The organism is Cohnella fermenti (assembly GCF_004801405.1).
GTDB classification, from domain to species: Bacteria; Bacillota; Bacilli; order Paenibacillales; family Paenibacillaceae; genus Cohnella; species Cohnella fermenti.
The window spans coordinates 97,670-115,940 of the sequence record NZ_SSOB01000026.1 but is presented as its reverse complement, the minus strand read 5'-3'; the positions used below and the strand labels follow the sequence as shown (position 1 = coordinate 115,940).

Here is an 18,271-nt window from a genome sequence, read left to right as displayed (position 1 = left end):
GAGGCCCTCGAGCCATTTATGCCGTGGTCCGAGCAGCTTCCGGCAGAATGCCGGATGCCCCAATCCAAGTAAAAGCTTAGTCGAATCTCGCTCCCATCGCCAGGTGGGGGCTATTTGACGCTTACGGGCCGTCCGTAGCGATGAAAAGCCTACTGTGAGAGGCTGAGGGGCGGAGGTAGTGGAGGAAGTCCTATCCTTCGAGCGCGGAGAGACGAAGTGGGGGGAGTTAGTGGAGAAATCCGCACAACGCCGCTCCGAAGAGGCGGTTGGAGAGGTTGATGTGGCGCCTATCTCGGCTTCTCCGCGCACCTATCGCCGCTCCAGTTGACCCGTGGTTACTCATCTGCACCCACCATGCCTGCACGAACGCACGCACTTGAGTAATGGTGACTCATCCCAGCCCCTCCGCGTGCCTATCGCCGCACCAGTTGACCCGTGGTTACTCATCTGCACCCACCATGCCTGCTCGAACACCCGCACTTGAGTAATGGTGACTCATCTCGGTCCCTCCGCGCGCCTATCGCCGCTTCAGTTGACCCGTGGTTACTCATCTGCACCCACCATGCCTGCTCGAACGCCTGCACTTGAGTAATGGTGACTCATCTCGGTCCCTCCGCACGCCTATCGCCGCTTCAGTTGGGTCGTGGTTACTCATCTGCCCCCACCATGCCTGCTCGAACGCCTGCACTTGAGTAATGGTGACTCATCTCGGTCCCTCCGCACGCCTATCGCCGCTCCAGTTGACCCGTGGTTACTCTATCTGCACCCACCACGCCTGCTCGAACGCCGCACTTGAGTAATGGCGACTCATCTCGGTCCCTCCGCGCGCCTATCGCCGCTCCAGTTGACCCGTGGTGAGTAACCATGGCGACTCATCTCGGTATCACCACGCACCTATCGCCGCTAGGCATCACCAGAAGACATGCCGCGTCAACGGACGGTAAACCGAGCCAGCGATGTCTCCAGTTGCCTCGACACTTCTTCCAGCCGGCCAGAGAGCTGGACAAGCTGCTCGCCGAGCGCCAGTTGACCGTTGCTGACCGAGGAGACCTCCTGCGTGGAGGCCAGCATCTCCTCCGATACCGCACTGACATGGCTGACCGTCTCCGACAGCTTCACTTGGGATCGATCCAGTCCGTCAAGCGATTCCGTCATGGAGCGACTCGATGAACTGCTCCATGTGATCCTGCACCGTCTCGAAGATGCTCCCGGACTCCCGCACTGAGCCGATCTGGTGCTGCAGCAGCGGATATACCTCGGCGACGGATTGAACCGTGTCCTCGATCTCAAGCTGGATCGAATCGGTCAGCCGTCCGATGTCGTCGATCGACTTCCGGGACTGTTCCGCCAGATTGCGGATCTCGCCGGCCACGACCATGAACGAGCGGCCCGCCTCACCCGCCCGCGCCGCCTCGATGGAGGCATTAAGCGACAGGATGTTTGTCGTCTGGGCCAGTCCGTTGAGAATGTCCAGAATGCGGCGAACGGCGCCCGTGCTGTTCTTCAGATGGTCGATCTTCTCCGTCATGCTTCGGGCCACGCTCTCGGTCTGCCCGGTCCGTTCCAGCATGACGTCCACGGAGGATGCCCCCGCTTCGCTGGCCTCCTTCACGCCGGCGGCAGCCGCCTTCATCTGCGATCCGGCCTCAGCCACGAGGCTTCTCTGCCGGTCGATCGCGCCGACCTGCTCGCTGCCCTTCTCCGCCTCCGTCGCCAGACTGGATGCGCTGCCTGCGATCTCGCCGGTCGCAAGCGACAGCTCCCGCGCCGCGCCGGCCGTATGACTGGATGCGGCCGTCAGCGCCTCGGCCGTATTCAGCACCTCGCGGGCCGAAGCCCCCATCTGCTCGACCAGCGTGGTGATCTGCGCCATCATATCATTGAAGCTCCGGGAGAGCTGGCCGATCTCGTCCTCGGATGCCATGGGGGCCCGCACATGCAGCCGGCCGAGCTGGCCCTCCCGCATCAGGCCTTGAAGCCGACCCAAGGGAAGCGCGACGATCCGGATGACGAACAGGCCGATCCCGAGAGCCAGCAGCGCCGCCGCCGCGACAATTGCCCACGTGACGACGGAGATGCGGTCGGCATCCTTGACGAGGTTGCGGACGGGGACGGTCCCGATCAACTGCCAACCGTTCAGCGCGAACGTGTCGAAGAAGAGCATCGCTTCCCCGCCGTCCGAGCCCGCCGCTTGCAGACTGCCCGTCGCCCAGGCGTTCGGCGGCAACTGCACGTCCATCGCCTGGCCGATTCGCCCGCTATCGGGAGCGTAGACATACTGGCCGCTTCCGTCCGAGATGACGAGCTCGCTTCCCGGCCCCAAGTCGACCCTCTGGAACTGGTCCGCAACATCGCTTAAGCGGATTTGAAGCAGGAGCACGAAGGCATCCGCGTTCTGGGACTTGCTGACGAGCAGCCTGGCAACGCCGATGGTGGGGCCTGCCTGCGAGCTGCTGGACGCGCTCTCTGGTTCGACCGGGGTAGTCGCGATCCACACGGGTTCCCCCTTGGCCGCGAGCACGGCCTGGAACCACGGCTTGGCCGCCGCGTCGTCCCCGACTATGGAAGAGGTGCCGATGACCGAAGAGGAGGTGGCGGCGATCGACTTCTTGGCGTTCTCGTTCACCGGAATGAGATACCCGTCCGTAATCATCGAGTTGCTCGCCGCATAGGTCAGCAGCCTCTCCGTCAGCTTGCTGTAGACTTGATAGACATGGTAGGAACTAAGCTTCGGGGCGAGGAGCGCATCGACTTGCTCCTGCACGACCTGGTCCGTCAGGATCTGGTCCGTGATTCCCTCCAGGCCCGCCAGCAGCAGGTTCAGCTTCTCGGAGGTCTGCTGAACGGTTTGCAGACCGGCGTCCGATACCTTCTCCCGGATAATCTCCTTGGATATATGGCTGGACAGCAAGCCTCCGGCCAGCACGCATATGAGAATGCTGCTCCAAATGATCAGGAACAGCTTCATCCCGATCGATCTTCGCGGGTTTAGCAGCCGAAGCGTGAAGGAGCGGCTCTTGCCGAACAGAAGCAGCGGTGCAGCGAACATAGCAGTCATCACCCTCAAGAGTAGGAAGTTTAAACCAGCAGCGCTTCCAGTCTACCGAGCGAGTGTAAGGAGAGAGTCAGGCCAAGCCCCCGATTACGATAAAGTTTTATCCGTTTTATGATGGTTCGCATAGAGAATGTCTATTCTGCTCGGAAGGCGGGGAGCCTGTCGCATCTCCCTCCATCACGAACACAAAGGGAGCCGGAGCCGCAACAAGCCGGCACTCCCCTTCGCAGGGAAGCGCCGGCTTGCCAATGGTCAATCCGTTCAGAGCAGAGCGGCCAGAAGAACGGCCAGTTCTTTGCGAGTAAGGGCATGGTCTTCGCCAGCGGAAGCGGTGTACGTAATTCCGGTCAATGCCGCATAGCGGCTCAGAATCAAGTTCATCTGCGTGGATGTGATGCTGGCGCTCGGGAGGTAATTGCCGGCCCCATCTCCGAGCACGAGCCCATTATCCGAAGCCCAAGCGACATAACCGGAGTACCAACTGCCTTGCACAACGTCCTGGAACTTCGTCGTATCGGACTGTTCGACGCCAAGCAATCTTCCCAGAGCAGTAATAGCAGTAGCACGCGTTACCGAGCTGTTCGGGGAGAAGGAGGTCGCGCTGGTGCCGATCAAGATGCCTTTATCGTACAGAGCCTTCACCGCGCTATACGCGCTGTCGGAGGAACTGAGGTCGGTGAATGGCAAGGCTCCGATGGTGAATCGCCATTGCGAAGCGCCGGTGTAGTACTCATTATCCGATACCACGGCGACGACGAGCTGGTAGGTGCCGTCCTCCGTCGGCAGTTCAAGCGCGTCCAGTCCTTCGGACAGCAGGATCGAGGAGGAGAAGTTCTCGGATGGAACATCCGTAATGGTCAGTTGAATGTCTTCCTTCGGAATGCTCGCACTGGCTGTAAGCTGCTCCAATGCGACGGTTCCGCCAGAGACGACGTTCGCAATGCCGGAGCCGTTGTTCACGCTGAAGGTCACTGCTGTCTTGCCGGACGCCTCTGTCGAAGCGGAGATTCCGGAGAAGCTGCGAACGGCGGACGTCAGGCTGAACGTAACGGAGCCTTCGCCGCTGGCTTCTGCACCCGTCGTCTCCTGCGGGTTGAAGCCGCCCGGGAATTCGCCGCCGTCTTCAGGTCTGTCCGTCGGAGGAGTTGCGCCCTCGGGAAGCTCCGGCGGAGTGGAGCTCCCGTCCGGAGGAGTGCCGCCGGCACCGCCCATTCCTCCGCCCATTCCGCCACCCATCATGCCGAAGGAGTTGCCTGTATATTGCTGCTGAACGCCGTCCACATAGAGGAAGTAGTCCTTGTCCAGAGCCAGCTCCGGCGAGGAGAAGGTGACGGACTGGAACGCTTTCTCGGCGGTATGCTCCAAGAGGACATTGCCATCGGCATCCTCCAGCGTGATGACGCTGCCGCTCTTCTGCGTAGAGGCGAATGCAAGCTCGATGTAAGGCTGCTTGGAATCGGTGCCTGTCGCATCATTCCGTGTGCCCAATGCAATCAGATTGCCGCCGTTGATGAGGATATCCTTATCGGCGTCGATGCCGCCGTCCGGGCTCTTCTCGTTCGCCATGGTGACGATCGTGCCGCCATTAATCGTTAAGTAGCCGTTCGAGTCGATCCCGTCGCCCTCCGCGCCGAGTCCGGCGTTAACGTGCAGGTAGCCGCCATTGATGGTCGTAACGGAGATGCCATCCTCGTTCGTATTGATGCCGTCGTCCTGGGATTCGATATAGATGTTGCCGCCATTAATGGATAAGTGAAGCTCGGAGTCGAGCCCTTCGTTGTCGGCGTTAATGTGCAGCTCTCCGGTTCCAAGCGTCTCTCCAGAGATGTTCATGGACATCTTGGAGTAGAAGGCACCGTCGTATTTATGCAGCTTCGAGGTGGTTCCCTCTTTGTAGATTTTCGACACATAAGAGCCGTTGACCGTATTGACCGAGCCGTCGGCGAGGATGACCTGCGCTCCCGCCTCCGCCAGATCGGTGACGCCGCCGGTATCTTGGTCCGAGCTGTAAGGTTCATACACGTTGTAGAAAATAACGCCGGGCGCAACCGTTGACGTGATGTCCACGCCGTCGAGAATCAGTGTGACAACGGCGTCCGGGTCCGTCGCTGCATCGCTTCCGAGATCGACCGCGATCTGACCGGCAGACAGCGTGCCCGAGACTCGGTACGTACCGGGCTCCGTGATCGTGACAACCGTATGCTTGTCCGCCTCGGCGCTGTCATGAGCGTCATCGGTGCTGCCTGCGCCATAGCTCGAGTCATGCCCGGACTCGTAATAGACAATATCGGCTCCGACGTAAACATCGCTCGAAGATGAGGTCGAGGCGGCAACGCCGTCGACGGTGACTCCGCTGTCGGACAACACGATGTCCGTATCGCTGACCGTGCTGGCCGCCGATGCGAATGCGGCGGAGGGAAGAAGAAGGGCGAGCGTCAGAAGCGAGGTAACCGATTGCTTCAACATGGAAGTAAAGCACTTCCTTTCGGATTCGATTTTCTTGTATCATAAGCGCTCAAGCTTAAATGAAACTGAAATGAATCCGCAGTTGCTCGCAATCGGTTCAAGCAATCGGTTCGCTGTCGTGCTGGCCCGCCAATCCTCACTGCATATTGCTCTGAATGCGCTGCATGAACTCCTCCGCGGCGCTGTAGCCGAGCTGCTTCAGGTACCAGTTGTTCGCCGCCGCCTCGATCAGGCCGGCGACGTCGCGGCCGGGCTGCAGGGGAATCTGGATATGCGGAATCTGCACGCCCAAATATTCGGTGAACCGGGGCTCGAGCTCAAGCGCGTTGCTCAGATCCCCTTCCCGCCAGGTCGTCAGCTCGATGTCGAGCACGATGCGCGTCTCGTCCTGGAACGCTCGGCGGCCGTATTGGCGAACGACATTGATCAGGCCGACGCTGCGCAGCGCGAGGAACTCGCGGGTCGTCTCGTTGTGCGTTCCGAGCAGCAGCGCCGGTCCGAGCTTCTTCAGCACAACCACGTCGTCCGCCACGAACCGGTGACCCCTGCGAATGAGCGTATGCGCCGTCTCGCTTTTGCCGATGCCGGATTTGCCCCTGAGCAGCACCCCGATGCCCGATACGTTCACGCAGACGCCGTGGATCGACTGCTCGGGCGCCAGCGCCTTCACGAGGAAGCCGTCCAGCTTGGCGATGAACTCCGTCGTCGATTCGTTCGTCCGCAGCAGCGGGATGCCCTCCTCGTCGCAGAACTTCTTCAGGTAGGGCAGCTCCTGCTGGCCTGCCGTCACGATGAAGCAGGGCGGGTGATACTTGACGATGTTGCCGATATGAAGCAAGCGTTCGTCGACGCTGAGCTGCAGCAGATACGTGATCTCCTTGCGGCCGAGCACCTGCACGCGTTCCATCGGGAAGAAGTCGAAGTACCCGACGAACTCCAGCCCCGGCCGATGGGCCCTCGGGCGCGAGACCTCCCGGTCCAGACGGCCGGCCCCCGCCAGCGCCTCCAGCTTGAATTGATCCATGAGCCTCTGCACGGTGATGGACTTCACGCGGGCACCTCCTTCAACACATAATCTCTAGTTACTCTTATTCTCTATTGTACCCGAACCCGAATTAGTCCTCCAGTTCGAACTCGATGAAGTCGGTCAGCGTCTCCTCGCCGGAATAGCTCACGAGAGAGAAGCCGTACAGATACGAACCGTTCGGCAGGTAATCGTATTCGAGATCAATCGTGTCGCCCACGACGAACTCGTCCCCGTCCATGTAGCCGTCTTCCCCGGAATCGTAGTAATAATAGAATTGCGGGACGATGCGGTCGCCTTCCCGGATCGGAATGATGTTCTTGTCGGGCATGCCCGTCTCCGAGCCGAGGCCTTTCCAAGCCCCCAGCACCTCGAATGTCTCTTCTTCGACATCGTAGTGGACCAGAATATCGACGTCCTTGCCGTTCAGCTTGGCCGGAATCGCGTAGCGGATAAACCCGTCCCCCTGGGAGACCAGATCGAGCGTCACGAAGTTGCCGTCCCACATGAGCCATTCGCCGGTGAAGTCGTCGCGGATGATGCCCTCCTCCCAATCGACATCCACGTAGTGATCGTAGCCGAGATAGATGAGGGGGCTGTCCTCGCCCGCGTCTTCATCGGAATACATCGACACGATCGCGTAGATCTGTTCGATCTGCTCCAGCTCTTCCGGATCGACGTACACCTCGTAAGGCGCGTACTCGTCTTCTTCTTCATTGTAAGAGAAGTTCAACTGCCCGCTTGTCGATACCTCGACCGTCTCGGAGTTGCCGAGCAAGCCGCTCACATACCAATGAAGGAATTCGACATACTTGTCCGAGAAGCCGATCGCGGCGAATCGCTGCAGGTTGTCGTCGAAGTTGATCTTATTCCGGTGGGGAAAATAAATCGAGAGACCGCTCGCGTCGGGATGCCCGACGCTGACGATGTTGTACACGACGGCATCCTGCAGCGCGTTCTCCAGTTCCTTCGAAGTATCCGGGTATCGTTCCGCCACATTGCGAACGAACGCCAGCAGATCGACCATGTCGCTCGCTTCTTCCGGCGTGGAGGAGCTGCCGTATTCGTCCGCGCGGCTGCGGCCGTTCGCCAGGCTGAAGAAGCCCGACCGATCCACCGAGATGCCCGAGTCGACCTCTTGGGCGAACGCCTCCAGGGCCGTCACGACCCGTTCCATGCGGCTCATGTCCACGACCGACAGCGTAATGTTCTTCTCCTGATCGTTGTCCTCCGCATGCTGCCGGTAGCCGTCGGCGATCCACCGGCCCAAGGTCGCCCCGTCCGCGTCGGGCTCGTCGGACAAGCGGCTCAGCGCCGCTGTGTAGTCCCAGCCGTGACCCGGCTCCAGCTCTTCCGAAGCGACCAGATAGCGCCCGTAAGGGCTGAGCAGGGATGCCGTCTCCACGTTGGCCATCAGGCAGGCGTCGAAGCCGATCACCTCGAACGAGACATCGGTGCTCATCTGTGCCGTCTTAAGGCCCGCCGCCAGCTCGTCAAGCGTCAGCGAATCGTAGTCGAACCGCTCGTCCGCTCCGAAGCCGAGCACGGAGCCGCCGCCGTGGTTCCAGAAGATCAGCGCATACTTGTCGGCCGGGTATTGCTCGACTCCCCAAGCGACGAAGTCCGCGAGCGTATCCGCCTCTCCGATATTGCGCAAGCCGACGTCCGCCGCATGAGTGAACTGCCCGTCTTCGATCAGCCAACGTTGATTCTGCTCGGCATCGATCCGCTCGTCGGCCCAGGCGAGCGTGCCGCCGGTCTCGACCAGCACGCGCACCCGATCGCCCGACAGCCCGGAGATCATCTCCTCGAGGTCCGAGCTGGCCGCCCCGTAGTAGCTGTCGCTCTCTTCGTCGTATTCGCTCTCCAGATCGGAGCCGTTCATATAGACGAGAATTGTGTAGTCTCCATCGTTCTCCGCAGCTTCCCTCTTCACGTTCGTGTTATCCGTATCCTCGCTTGGGATGAACAGCCATATGACGAACAAAGCGAGGAGGCCGAGCAGGCCGAATCCGATCCATTTTCCCTTGGTCACAGAGTACCCTCCTATAAGGTGTGCGACCATTGTAATACATAATTATCCAAGGAGCTACGACAATTTTCGACTCGCCGCGCAGGATTGGGCCGTAGGGCCGAGTTTACATAAACGAGACATTACCGGACGGGCGTTGTGCTACAATAATGGCTGCAAGCCAATCCCGATTAGGTAAAAGAGAGTGAATATCGTGAAGGACATTCGGTTCAAAGCTTATGCGGTCACGAACGAGATCGATCTCAATAAAATCGCCATCCACTGCGGAATTCCGAAGAAGTTCACCTGGGAGGAGCCGCTTGTCCTGAAGGGCGAGGCGCTGCAGAAGATTCTGAAGAGTCCGATCGACGAGTCGCAGCAGGTGCTTGTCTTCTCGTTCGGCAGCATCGTCCTCGTGAACGATGTGTCCAGGGAAGCGTTCCTGCCGTTCGTTCGCTATCTGCGGACGATCGAGCCGGACATCGACGAGGCCGAGGCCGACCGGTATACGGACGATTACAGCCTCCGCACGGCCGCCGGGGGCATGACGGAGCTGACCGACGAATACGTCGTGGTCGCGGAGATCGAGCCCTTCCATGAAGAGATGATCGCGACGGTGCTGGCGAAGTCGGTGGCGCTCGAGAAGATCGAGGAGCAGCTCGGCAAGATCCATGACAAGTTGGAAAATATGATCGACAGGCTGGACAAGAGCAACCTGAGGCTCGGCAAGAAGGAGCTGGCGCGGACGACGGCGTCGATTATGCGGCATGAGTACAACATGATCTCTTATGTCATGATCCTCGACAAGCCGGATATTACCTGGACGAGCAGCAGCGCGGGCGAGTTCTACGACCGGATGCTGGAGTTCTTCGAGATGAACGACCGCTACGCGATCATGAAGAGCAAGACCGAGATGCTGTACCGGATCATGGACGGCTTCTCGACGATCAGCCACTCGACTCGCGGCCTGTTCGTCGAATGGGTAATCGTCATTCTGATCGTGAGCGAGCTTGCGCTGGCGCTCCTGCAACTGACCGGCTGGATCGATTGAACGCTGCGCCGGGCGTGCGCGCCGACTGCCCTTTTTTCCCCAACGTACAAGCATTGCCGAATCTCTTATCATAGACATACTCGTAGAATCCGATAGGGGAGGCTGCGAGATGAGAGGGAGAACAAGGGCGAGCGCGAAGACGAGGACAACAAGGACAGCGAGGACGGCCAGGACAGTCAGAGCAATCGGAGCAATCAGAACAGCGAGGACGGCCGCTGGGAGTGCGCCGGCCAAGAGGACGCCTGCAAGGCGCCAGGCGACAAGCGGAACGGCGAGGCAAGCGGCGGTGAAGAGACCGGCGGCGGCAAGAACGGCAAGACCGCGGACAGCGAAGAGACCGGCGAGCGCCAAGCCGCGCATCCGGCAATCGAATGCGTATGAGCTGGAAGTGTTCCGCCTCGTCAACGAGGAGCGCACAAGCCGGGGAATCGCCGCGCTGACGCTCAATTCGCGGCTGGCCGAGCTGGCGAGGCTGAAGTCGATCGACATGAGGGACAACAACTACTTCAGCCATACGTCCCCGACATACGGAACGCCGCAGCAGATGCTGGATCGCTTCGGCGTCGAATACCGCGCTTATGCGGAGAACATCGCGGCCGGCCAGCCGACCCCGGCGGACGTCGTGAGGGTGTGGATGAACAGCGCGGGGCACCGCGCCAACATTCTCGACCCCCGGTTCACGGATACCGGTGTCGGCTTCGTCGAAGGGAACTCGACCAGCCGCTACCGGACGTATTGGACACAGTTGTTTATCCAGCGGCCGTAGGCGGGGACTCGGGAGGAGTTCCGAAGCGGGAAGAACCGCGACGAACCTGCGGAAGGGCAGGTTTGTCGCGGTCCTTGGCTTGCGGGTTCCCTGAGCGCGGATGGCGGAGAACGGCGTTCAGGAGAGCGATTCGTTCGCCCGCATCAGCTCGTGCAGCTTGCGTGCGGTGTTGACGTTGCGAACGGTGACCTCGCGGTAGAACTTTGTTCCGATGATTTTGCTCAGGCCGCTTCTGCTCGCGTGGACCCGGTCGTACGACCACAGAATGGCGCCCGGCACATAGATCACCCGATCGATCTCAGGCTTGATGGGCAGCCCCTCCAGCACCGACTCGCGGTCGACCTCTTCCCATAGATAGAGAACGTCGCTTCTCATGTTCGCGTCATTGCTCCATTCGGCAGGAAGCCGGGCCATAATCGTCTCGATCTCGACAAGAGTACGGACCATGACCCTGATTGCAAGGCCATAGTCGGCCAGAATGGCTGCCTCCAGCACGGCGGACAGCTCCTGCGGCGTTCGCACCCCATCCGAGAAAATAATATTGCCGGTATTGATATAAGTCGACACCCGGGACAGCCCTTGGTTCTCGAACGTGCGCTTCAACTGCTTCATGTCGATCTTGTTGTTGCCGCCTACGTTGATTCCTCTCAGCAAGGCCAGGTAGATCATCGTTATCCTCCTCGCGTCCATCCCGTACTCGGACGGACCCTATGGCTATACCTACAGTATAGCGATTCTGAAGCGAGAAGGAAGAAGCGGCAACCAGGGGAGGTCAGATCACTTCGCTAAGAACGAGATTATCCGCGTAGCCGCTTCCCGACTGGTCCTTATAGAACGATGCATAGACCGTAACGGTGCTCGAGCTTGCCGTGAACTGCACCCAGACCTGGGTGGCGGAAGAACTGCTCATGCCGGCTTCGGTATTGGCCGTTCCCTGGCTGTTCGTGACGCCGGTTACCGTTCCTCCGACCCCGAGATAGGTCCAGGACCCGGAGCTGGAATTCCTCAAGTCGCCGCTAAGCCGGTACGTCTTGCCCGGCGTCACGGCGATGTTCGTCTGTTCTCCCCGCGAGGTGACGGAGCCGCCTGTCAGCACCATCTCTCCGGAAGGAGCGGCAACGGTTCCCGCAGCCTGGGTCCATCCGGTCATGCCGGAGGAGAAGTCGCCGTTCGCGAGCAGGTTCGTCTGCGGCGACGGCGATGGAGAAGGCGACGGGCTCGGGGAAGGACTTGGCGACGGACTCGGCGACGGAGAAGGAGTGGGAGAGGGCTCTCCGTTCGGGAACGAGCTGTAGCCCGGGTACTCCTCCCAAGCGGCGAAGCCGTCGAGCGGGTACGACTCGGATTGCACGACCGCTCCGCCCGTGTCGTGCGGCTTGATGCTGACATAATCGATCAACAGCTGCGACGTCGAGAAGTTGGCTTCGCCGCCCCAGTTGCGCGGGAACCAATAGCCGAGCCAGAGCCGTCCCGGCTTATTCGGCACGTAATCGTCGCCGGTCGCGGTCCACTTGAGAACGCCGTCGAGGTAGAACTCAACGCTCGGGAGCACATTGCGCGCGGCATCGCCCGTCTCCCATACGAACTTGAACGTATGCCAGCCGTCATCGGTAATCGCGACGTTCTCGCCCAGCTCGGTGAAGTTGGCATGGTATTCCTCCGGCGATTCCCGTTCCCCCTGCCACGTGTTGAACAGCGCCTTGTCGAACGACATGCCGGTGTGGGCCGGACCCGGTCGGCCGGGAAGCTCGACGTCGATCTCGTGGTTGCTTGCCCAGTAGTCCCCCGTGCCGCCGTTGGCCACGTATTCCGGAGACCCTTCGTCATACTCCTGGTAGTGGAACGTCCAGATGGCCGGAACGGCGCCGTGCGGCGAGCCGTTGTTCACATTCGGCACCTTCATCCGCACCTCGTATTCCCCGGAGCCGAAGTATCGGGTTGTGGCGATGGCGGCTCCGACCCGTTTGCCGTCCTTGCGCGGCGCCCCCGTCTTGTTGATGCCGAGCGGAAGCCCGTTATAGTAGTTGCCGTGCGCTTCGAGCACAAGGTGGCCCTGCCCGTCCAGCTTGACGTTCTCGGGAACGACGCCTCCGTTCCAGCTCTGGCCCGTCTCTCCGTTGCCGAGCTGACCGCCCCAGTTCTTCTTGGCGATCAGCCAATTGCCCGGATCGAGAACGGCGCTGTCGAAGTCGTCGCGCCATTCCCCGTTCGCCGACGGGTCGCGGCTGTCGATCTCCGCGGCCGTCATCGGGCGGAAGTCGCTCGATTCCCATCCGTCGTCCGGGAATGTCTCCGGCATCCAGCGGTCCCCCGGTTCATGATAGGGCGTGAACTCGAACCAATCGACCTCCATGGCTTCCGCATCGAAGTTTGGCGGACCGCCCGCCCAGGCGTCCGGGAACCATACCCCGAGCCACAGGCGTCCTGCGTTGACGGGAATATTCGACGTATTCGTCGCGACCTTGACCCCGTCGATATAATAATCGACCCGCGGCGTCTCCGTGTCGCTGCCGGTGTGCCATTCGAAGCTGAAGTCGTGGAACTGGCCGTCCGCCACGTTCACGGAGCCGAGGCTGCCGTAGGTCGTCTGGTACTCGCCGTCGTTCTCTCCCGTGAACGTATTGAACAGCGCGCGGTTGAACGACTGGCCGGTATGCGCCGCTCCGGGACGTCCCGGCAGCTCGATGTCGATCTCGTGATTGTAGGCATAGTAGTCCGCCGTCGGGGAGACGAGGCCCGCGTTCGCCGCCCGATCGAATTCCGGATCGCCGGGGTAATACTCCGAATAATGGAACGTCCACATGGTGGAAGCGACGCCCAAGCTGCCGATGATCTTGGCGCGCATCGTATACTTGCCCGAACCGAGGTATTCGCGCGAGGCGATGGCCGCTCCGACCCGGGTCGAGCCGCCTTGCTTGACGCCTCCGGGCACGCTGCCGTCCCGCTTCAGGCCGAGCACGGAGCCGGTATAGTTGTCCCCGTGAGCCTCGAGAATCAGCTTGCCATCCTCCAGCTTGACGTTCTCGGGGACGACCCCGTTGTTCGAGCCGCCCCATTGCTTGGCCGCGATCAGCCACTTCCGGGAGTCCAACTGCGTGCCGTTGAACTCCTCGCGGAACGTGCCGGTGTCCGTCTGACCGTACCAATCGAACGCATCGACCGCCTTCGAAGGAGCGATCTGCAGCATGGAAGCGACGAGCAGCGCGCTGAGCGCCGTCGACCATGCCGCCTTGCTTCGCATCTTCATATGTCCACCTTCCCCTTATGGAATGCAGTGCACCCCAACTATTCCATAGAAAAAGCTGGCCAACAAGACGCTTTGGGACCGCATAAACGGAACTGCGACATTTTCACAATAGTGCGACAACTTCCAGCTGGGAGCCCAGCGACAGCTCCCGAGCCAGGCGGCGGATTCTCTCCTTGTACGCATGAAGCTTGCTCAGGACAAGCTCCCGCGCCTCTTCTTCATTCATGAAGGAGCCGCAATAGGCGAGGGCGCTCTTCTCCCATTCCAGCGCATCCGCGAGCGCCGCCCGCAGCCCCTTCAGGTCGCGCGGAACCATGTAGTCCACATCCGGGCGAACATGGATGTCCTTGTAGAACAGCCGCCATTCGTTCTGCTTCAGTCCGTTCTCCAGCGAGAATACAACGCGTTCGAATTCGGCGGCGAGCCGGAGACCCCGGGCGTAGCGGCCGACGGGACCCGGGCGGCGGGACGCGGCTTCGAGCTTGAGGACGGCAGCCGCAAGGTAGCTGCCCCGCCGTCCGAAGTAGGCTTCCTCCCGCGTATCCAACGCGCGAATGAGCCATCCGAGCCCGGCCATCGCATCGGCGTCTCCTTCGAGGAAGCAAGCTTCGAAGAGCGAATCGAACGCTTCGTCTTCCATCTCCGGTCTCCAACCGAAGGCCGCCTGCGCAATCGTCGGGTACCAGCCGGATTCCCAATGCTCGATGGCCGGCGAGAGCGAGTAGAAGCGCGTCCACGCGGAAGCGATCGTGCCCGTCATGTCCGCTTGGACCGCATAGCGCGCCCAATGCTTCACATTGTCGACCCGATCCGGCGGGTAGGCGGACCAGGCATTGATGAAGTCGGCTCCGCGCGCGCACGAGGCCCCGATGACCTCGTAGCCTTGCTCCCGGTAATGGCGCACCCACGGCACCGCCGATACGCCGCGTTCCGGGTATTCCCCGCCGTCCCACCACTTGCGGGCGACCGCTTGATCCGCTTCCGGCAGCTCCTCGAGCCAATTCATTCCCGGCGCCGCGCCGGGGTCCTGCTCCAGCCAGCGGCGCGAAGCGTAATAGCGGCCTCCGTACCAGAACCAACTGCTCGGGCCGCCGAATTCGTAGTAGCTCCACGAACAGACGACGGTGCCGCGAGGAAGCTCGACGATGCGCTCGATGCACTTCTCGAGATGGAACATGTCGTCCCAGACGATCGGCCGCTTCCCCTTCGACAGCACATAGGCCGCAACCTTCCCGACGTAGCCGAGGAACAGGTCGGCCTTCGCCGAGCCCGGCTCGGACGACGCCATGGCGGCCCGGCATCGTTCGCAGCGGCCGAGCGCCCACGTCTCGTCCGCCCCGATATGAATGTAGGCGGAATCCGGATGAGCTTCCGCGATCTCGTCAATCATCGCGGCGACGTGCGCGAACGTGCCGGGATGCGACGGGCAGTATTGCGAGATGAGCCCGTCCTCGCGAAGTTTGGCGTACGCGTCCGATTGCAGCACGTAATCGGCGTGGCCGAGGCATTGCACGACCGGAATCGTCTCCATGCCGTAGCGCCGGGCGCAGCTTATCGCGTCCTCCCGCTGCTTCGCTGTCAACCCCCCGCGCTTGTGAACACCTGCCGCCGCCGAGACGAATTCGAATTGATTCTCGTACTCGATCATCAGCGTATTGATCTTGAACGAGGCCAGCCGGGCGATGGTCTCCATGAGGTACGCCGCGGTCGGCACCGCCCCCTTCAGGTCAAGATGCATGCCGCGTATGGCGTGCGCGGGCTCATCCCGGACGAGAAGGCCCGGAGCTTCCGTGCCTTCATGGGCATCGAGCCATTGCTTCAGCGTGAACCAGGCGTACATCGCCCCGCGATAGCCTCCGGCGCGTACCCGGATGCCTTCCGGACCGACCCCCAGCTCATACGCCTCCTGTCCGAGAGGGGAGGGCGGGGGCAAGGAAGCGGAAGAATGGGCCGCTCTGTTTAAGGGAACGGTCAACTGCCAGCTCCAATCTTCTTCTGCGACCTGGCACTCCGTATGGAGCGGCACGCCGTACTTCCGAACCCAATACGCAGCGATCTCCTCGGCCAGCCAACACAGCGAGGGCGGGAGGCGCAGCTCCAGGCCGGAAGCCGCCGCGGCGAACCTCCCGTGTCTCCGCTCCGCCGCCAGCGGCTGCGGCAGAAGGGGGAGCCGGGGACTCCCCGGACTCTTGGTATTCGCAGTGTTTGCCGCAGTATTCTTCGCAGCATTGCTCATAGCATTATTCGCAGCACTGTTCGCAGCATCGTGCATAGCATTATTCGCAGCCTTGTTCGCGGCATTATCCATGTGTCGTATGCTCTCCTTTGGCACCCAGCAGCGTTCGGTTGCGATAATCCGAAGGCGTGCTGCCAACCTGCGCTTTGAAGATCCGGATGAACGTCGAGCGATTCCCGTATCCGACGCAGGCGGCCACGTCCTGGATCTGCACATTCGGATCGGCCAGCAATTGCTTGGCCCGTTCGATGCGCACCTCGCTCAGGAACTGCAGGAAGGTGCGATTCATCTCTTTCTTGAGCAATTGGCCCAGGTAGGAGGGGTTCATCCCGAACCGCTCGGCCGTGCTCTCCAGGCTCATCTGCGGGTCCCGGTATTCCGTGCGAAGATAGTCGGCGATAGCCGCGACATAGGAGGATTTGGCCGCCGAAGGCTGGGCGTCCAGGCAGGCGATCATCCGCTCGCAGGTCTTGATCAACAGTTGGCGGATCTCCACGATTGTCGGGTTCGACTCCATCAGTGCGACGAAGCTCAGGTCATCTAGGTAGATTGCCGCCCGGTCCATGTTCAGGTCGTAGATCAGCTTCTCGATCTCGGTGAACACCGAATAGCCCGTATAGTAGATTCGGCTCCATTCGATCTGGTTGCGCCGGCCGCGAGGCAGCCGTTCCATCCATTCGCACCATTGCAGCACCGAGTGCCGCGCGGCCTCCGCGTCCCGGGACCGAATCGCCGAGATGATCTTGTCTTTATGCTTCTGCCAGTCGTCCGAAGAGGCCGTCAGCCGGCTGTCGTCGATCTGCAGCTCGTCGAACGGGATGATGCTCCCCTTGCCGCGGTAGATCCGGTATTGCACGGCAAGCTGGGATTCCCGGTAAGACTGGGAGATCCGTTCGTCGTCCGCATAGCGGCGGCCGATGCCGAACGACCAGGCGAATTGCGGATAAGGGCGCAGTTGCTCCTGCAGGAGGCACAGCCATTCGTGCGCTTCTCTCTCCGATAATTCGTCGCCTTCGCCGGGCAAGCCGAAGAGCAGCATGCCGAACGAGTTGTCGTCGATCGTGACGACTTCCATGCCGCACCGTGCGTCCGCTCCGGACGCGGCGAATGTCTCGCGCGCCAGGTTGTGGACCGCATATTGAACGAGTCCCTTATCCCGCTCGTTCAGTTCGGCCGTCTCGTCGCGGACGCAGGCGATTGCCTGATAGAATCGGGCTCCGCGCCTGGCGGCCAGGCCGATCGGCATCTCCGCCGGCCACTCGTTGTTGCGGAGCAGGTCCATCAGCACCGCGTTGCGGATTGTGCCACGATTGGCGTCGATCAGGTTCGCGTAAGAGATCGTGGACCGCACGAGCGACCGGATCGACTCCTGCAGCGAATCCGAAGCGACCTTCGGGTCCGGCGCTCCCCCCGAGCGCCCGCGCCACTGGGCGAGCGCGGCTTCAAGCGGGCGATGGAAGCGCCGGCTGAAGTACAGGGAGACGAGCAGCCCGAACATGAGCACGACGACGGCAAGCACGAACGTCATGCGGCTGATGAACTGCATGGGCGCGAACAGCCATTGCTTCGGCACGATTACCGTGTAGATCCAACTGTTGTAGCCCGACTGCGCGACGGAATATAAATACTGGCTCTCGTTCAGCGAGCCGTTCGAATACGCTTCGACCAGCTTGCCGCCGTCATCCAGCCCGCCCGACTCGGCATAGATGAGCCGGCCGCTCTCGCCGGCGACGAGGAGGGCGAGAGGATAGGAACTGCGGAAGCTCCCGCTCTGCTTAAACAGGTTCATTCGGACGTCGATGAACAGGATCGCATCGCTCGTCAGCCCGTCGTTCGTCAGGCTGCGGTGCAGCGTGACCACCTGTTCCTCGGTCGGATAGCCGCTGACGAGCCTGGCCTTCGAGGTCCGCACCTCGCTCCACGAGGACGACGTCCGGCCCGCCGCCTCCCGGGCGACATAATCGCGGTCGAGGAAGGAGGAGAGCGGCATGACGGCATCGCTCGTCACGATGACGCCGGTAAGGGGGATGTACAGGTAGATGTTGCCGATATTGGCGTAGAACTTCTGCTCGCTCGCAATAACGCCATAGAGCTCCTTCAGGAACAGTTGCCGCTCCTCTTCGCTGTCGAACAACCCATTCTTCTCCAGGAAAATAAACCGGTTCACATTGATGTTCTCGGCCAGACGCACCGACGTGCGGTCAACCTCCTGCAGCAAGCCGTCGTACGTCGACTGGACCTGCTCGATCAACGATTCGTTGATTCGCGTAATCTGGTTCTTCAGCCGGTCGGAATAGATCCAGTAGATCGGCAGAATGAGCATCAGGACAACGAGCAGCACGACAAGCGAGAAATAAACGGGCAATCGGCTGCGGGACAATCGGTCGTACGCCTTCGTTCTCCACTTGGCCATGC

General features: G+C 61.1%; 11 protein-coding genes. 2 read left to right on the top strand and 9 right to left on the bottom strand.

The window, feature by feature from the left end; translation table 11 throughout:
- Positions 1-930: 930 nt before the first annotated feature.
- From E6C55_RS19820 to E6C55_RS19800, 5 genes are all read right to left on the bottom strand, one after another.
- Entirely contained in the window at positions 931-1,155 is a 225-nt protein-coding gene (locus E6C55_RS19820; RefSeq protein WP_136371552.1) for a hypothetical protein, read from the bottom strand.
- Complete coding sequence (locus E6C55_RS19815) at positions 1,139-3,049, bottom strand: methyl-accepting chemotaxis protein (RefSeq protein ID WP_168735765.1); 1,911 nt, start codon at positions 3,047-3,049, stop codon at positions 1,139-1,141. Before E6C55_RS19815 ends, E6C55_RS19820 begins: the two co-directional genes overlap by 17 nt.
- Positions 3,050-3,316: 267 nt before the next feature.
- Positions 3,317-5,521 carry a carbohydrate-binding domain-containing protein gene (locus E6C55_RS19810; RefSeq protein ID WP_136371550.1) on the bottom strand — a complete coding sequence of 735 codons (2,205 nt, stop codon included), beginning with the start codon at positions 5,519-5,521 and terminating at the stop codon, positions 3,317-3,319.
- 136 nt (positions 5,522-5,657) lie between these two features.
- Positions 5,658-6,572 carry an HPr(Ser) kinase/phosphatase gene (hprK, locus tag E6C55_RS19805; protein WP_136371549.1) on the bottom strand — a complete coding sequence of 305 codons (915 nt, stop codon included), beginning with the start codon at positions 6,570-6,572 and terminating at the stop codon, positions 5,658-5,660.
- 64 nt (positions 6,573-6,636) lie between these two features.
- Positions 6,637-8,580, bottom strand: a complete 1,944-nt coding sequence (locus tag E6C55_RS19800) for a clostripain-related cysteine peptidase (protein WP_168735764.1) — start codon at positions 8,578-8,580, stop codon at positions 6,637-6,639.
- A gap of 190 nt (positions 8,581-8,770) precedes the next feature.
- Between E6C55_RS19800 and E6C55_RS19795 the strand changes: the two genes are divergently transcribed.
- Both E6C55_RS19795 and E6C55_RS19790 read left to right on the top strand, forming a co-directional pair.
- Positions 8,771-9,607, top strand: a complete 837-nt coding sequence (locus tag E6C55_RS19795; RefSeq protein ID WP_136371547.1) for an RMD1 family protein — start codon at positions 8,771-8,773, stop codon at positions 9,605-9,607.
- A 286-nt stretch (positions 9,608-9,893) separates the two neighbouring features.
- A complete protein-coding gene (locus tag E6C55_RS19790) occupies positions 9,894-10,373 on the top strand; it encodes a CAP domain-containing protein (RefSeq protein ID WP_230986766.1) in 480 nt (159 codons plus the stop codon).
- 117 nt (positions 10,374-10,490) lie between these two features.
- On the opposite strand, the gene E6C55_RS19785 is transcribed toward E6C55_RS19790, so the two are convergent.
- The 4 genes from E6C55_RS19785 to E6C55_RS19770 all read right to left on the bottom strand — a co-directional run bounded on the left by E6C55_RS19785 (position 10,491) and on the right by E6C55_RS19770 (position 18,269).
- Entirely contained in the window at positions 10,491-11,042 is a 552-nt protein-coding gene (locus tag E6C55_RS19785) for a DUF1697 domain-containing protein (protein WP_136371545.1), read from the bottom strand.
- 103 nt (positions 11,043-11,145) lie between these two features.
- On the bottom strand, positions 11,146-13,620 hold the full coding sequence (locus E6C55_RS19780) for a family 16 glycosylhydrolase (protein ID WP_136371544.1): 2,475 nt from the start codon (positions 13,618-13,620) through the stop codon (positions 11,146-11,148).
- A gap of 103 nt (positions 13,621-13,723) precedes the next feature.
- The gene (locus E6C55_RS19775) at positions 13,724-15,928 is read right to left on the bottom strand and encodes a family 20 glycosylhydrolase (RefSeq protein ID WP_168735763.1); all 2,205 of its coding nucleotides are present in this window, start codon (positions 15,926-15,928) and stop codon (positions 13,724-13,726) included.
- Positions 15,921-18,269 (bottom strand): helix-turn-helix domain-containing protein, encoded by a 2,349-nt coding sequence (locus E6C55_RS19770; RefSeq protein WP_136371542.1) that lies wholly within the window; start codon positions 18,267-18,269, stop codon positions 15,921-15,923. The genes E6C55_RS19775 and E6C55_RS19770 overlap by 8 nt, the downstream gene beginning before the upstream one ends.
- Between the last annotated feature and the right edge of the window lie 2 nt (positions 18,270-18,271).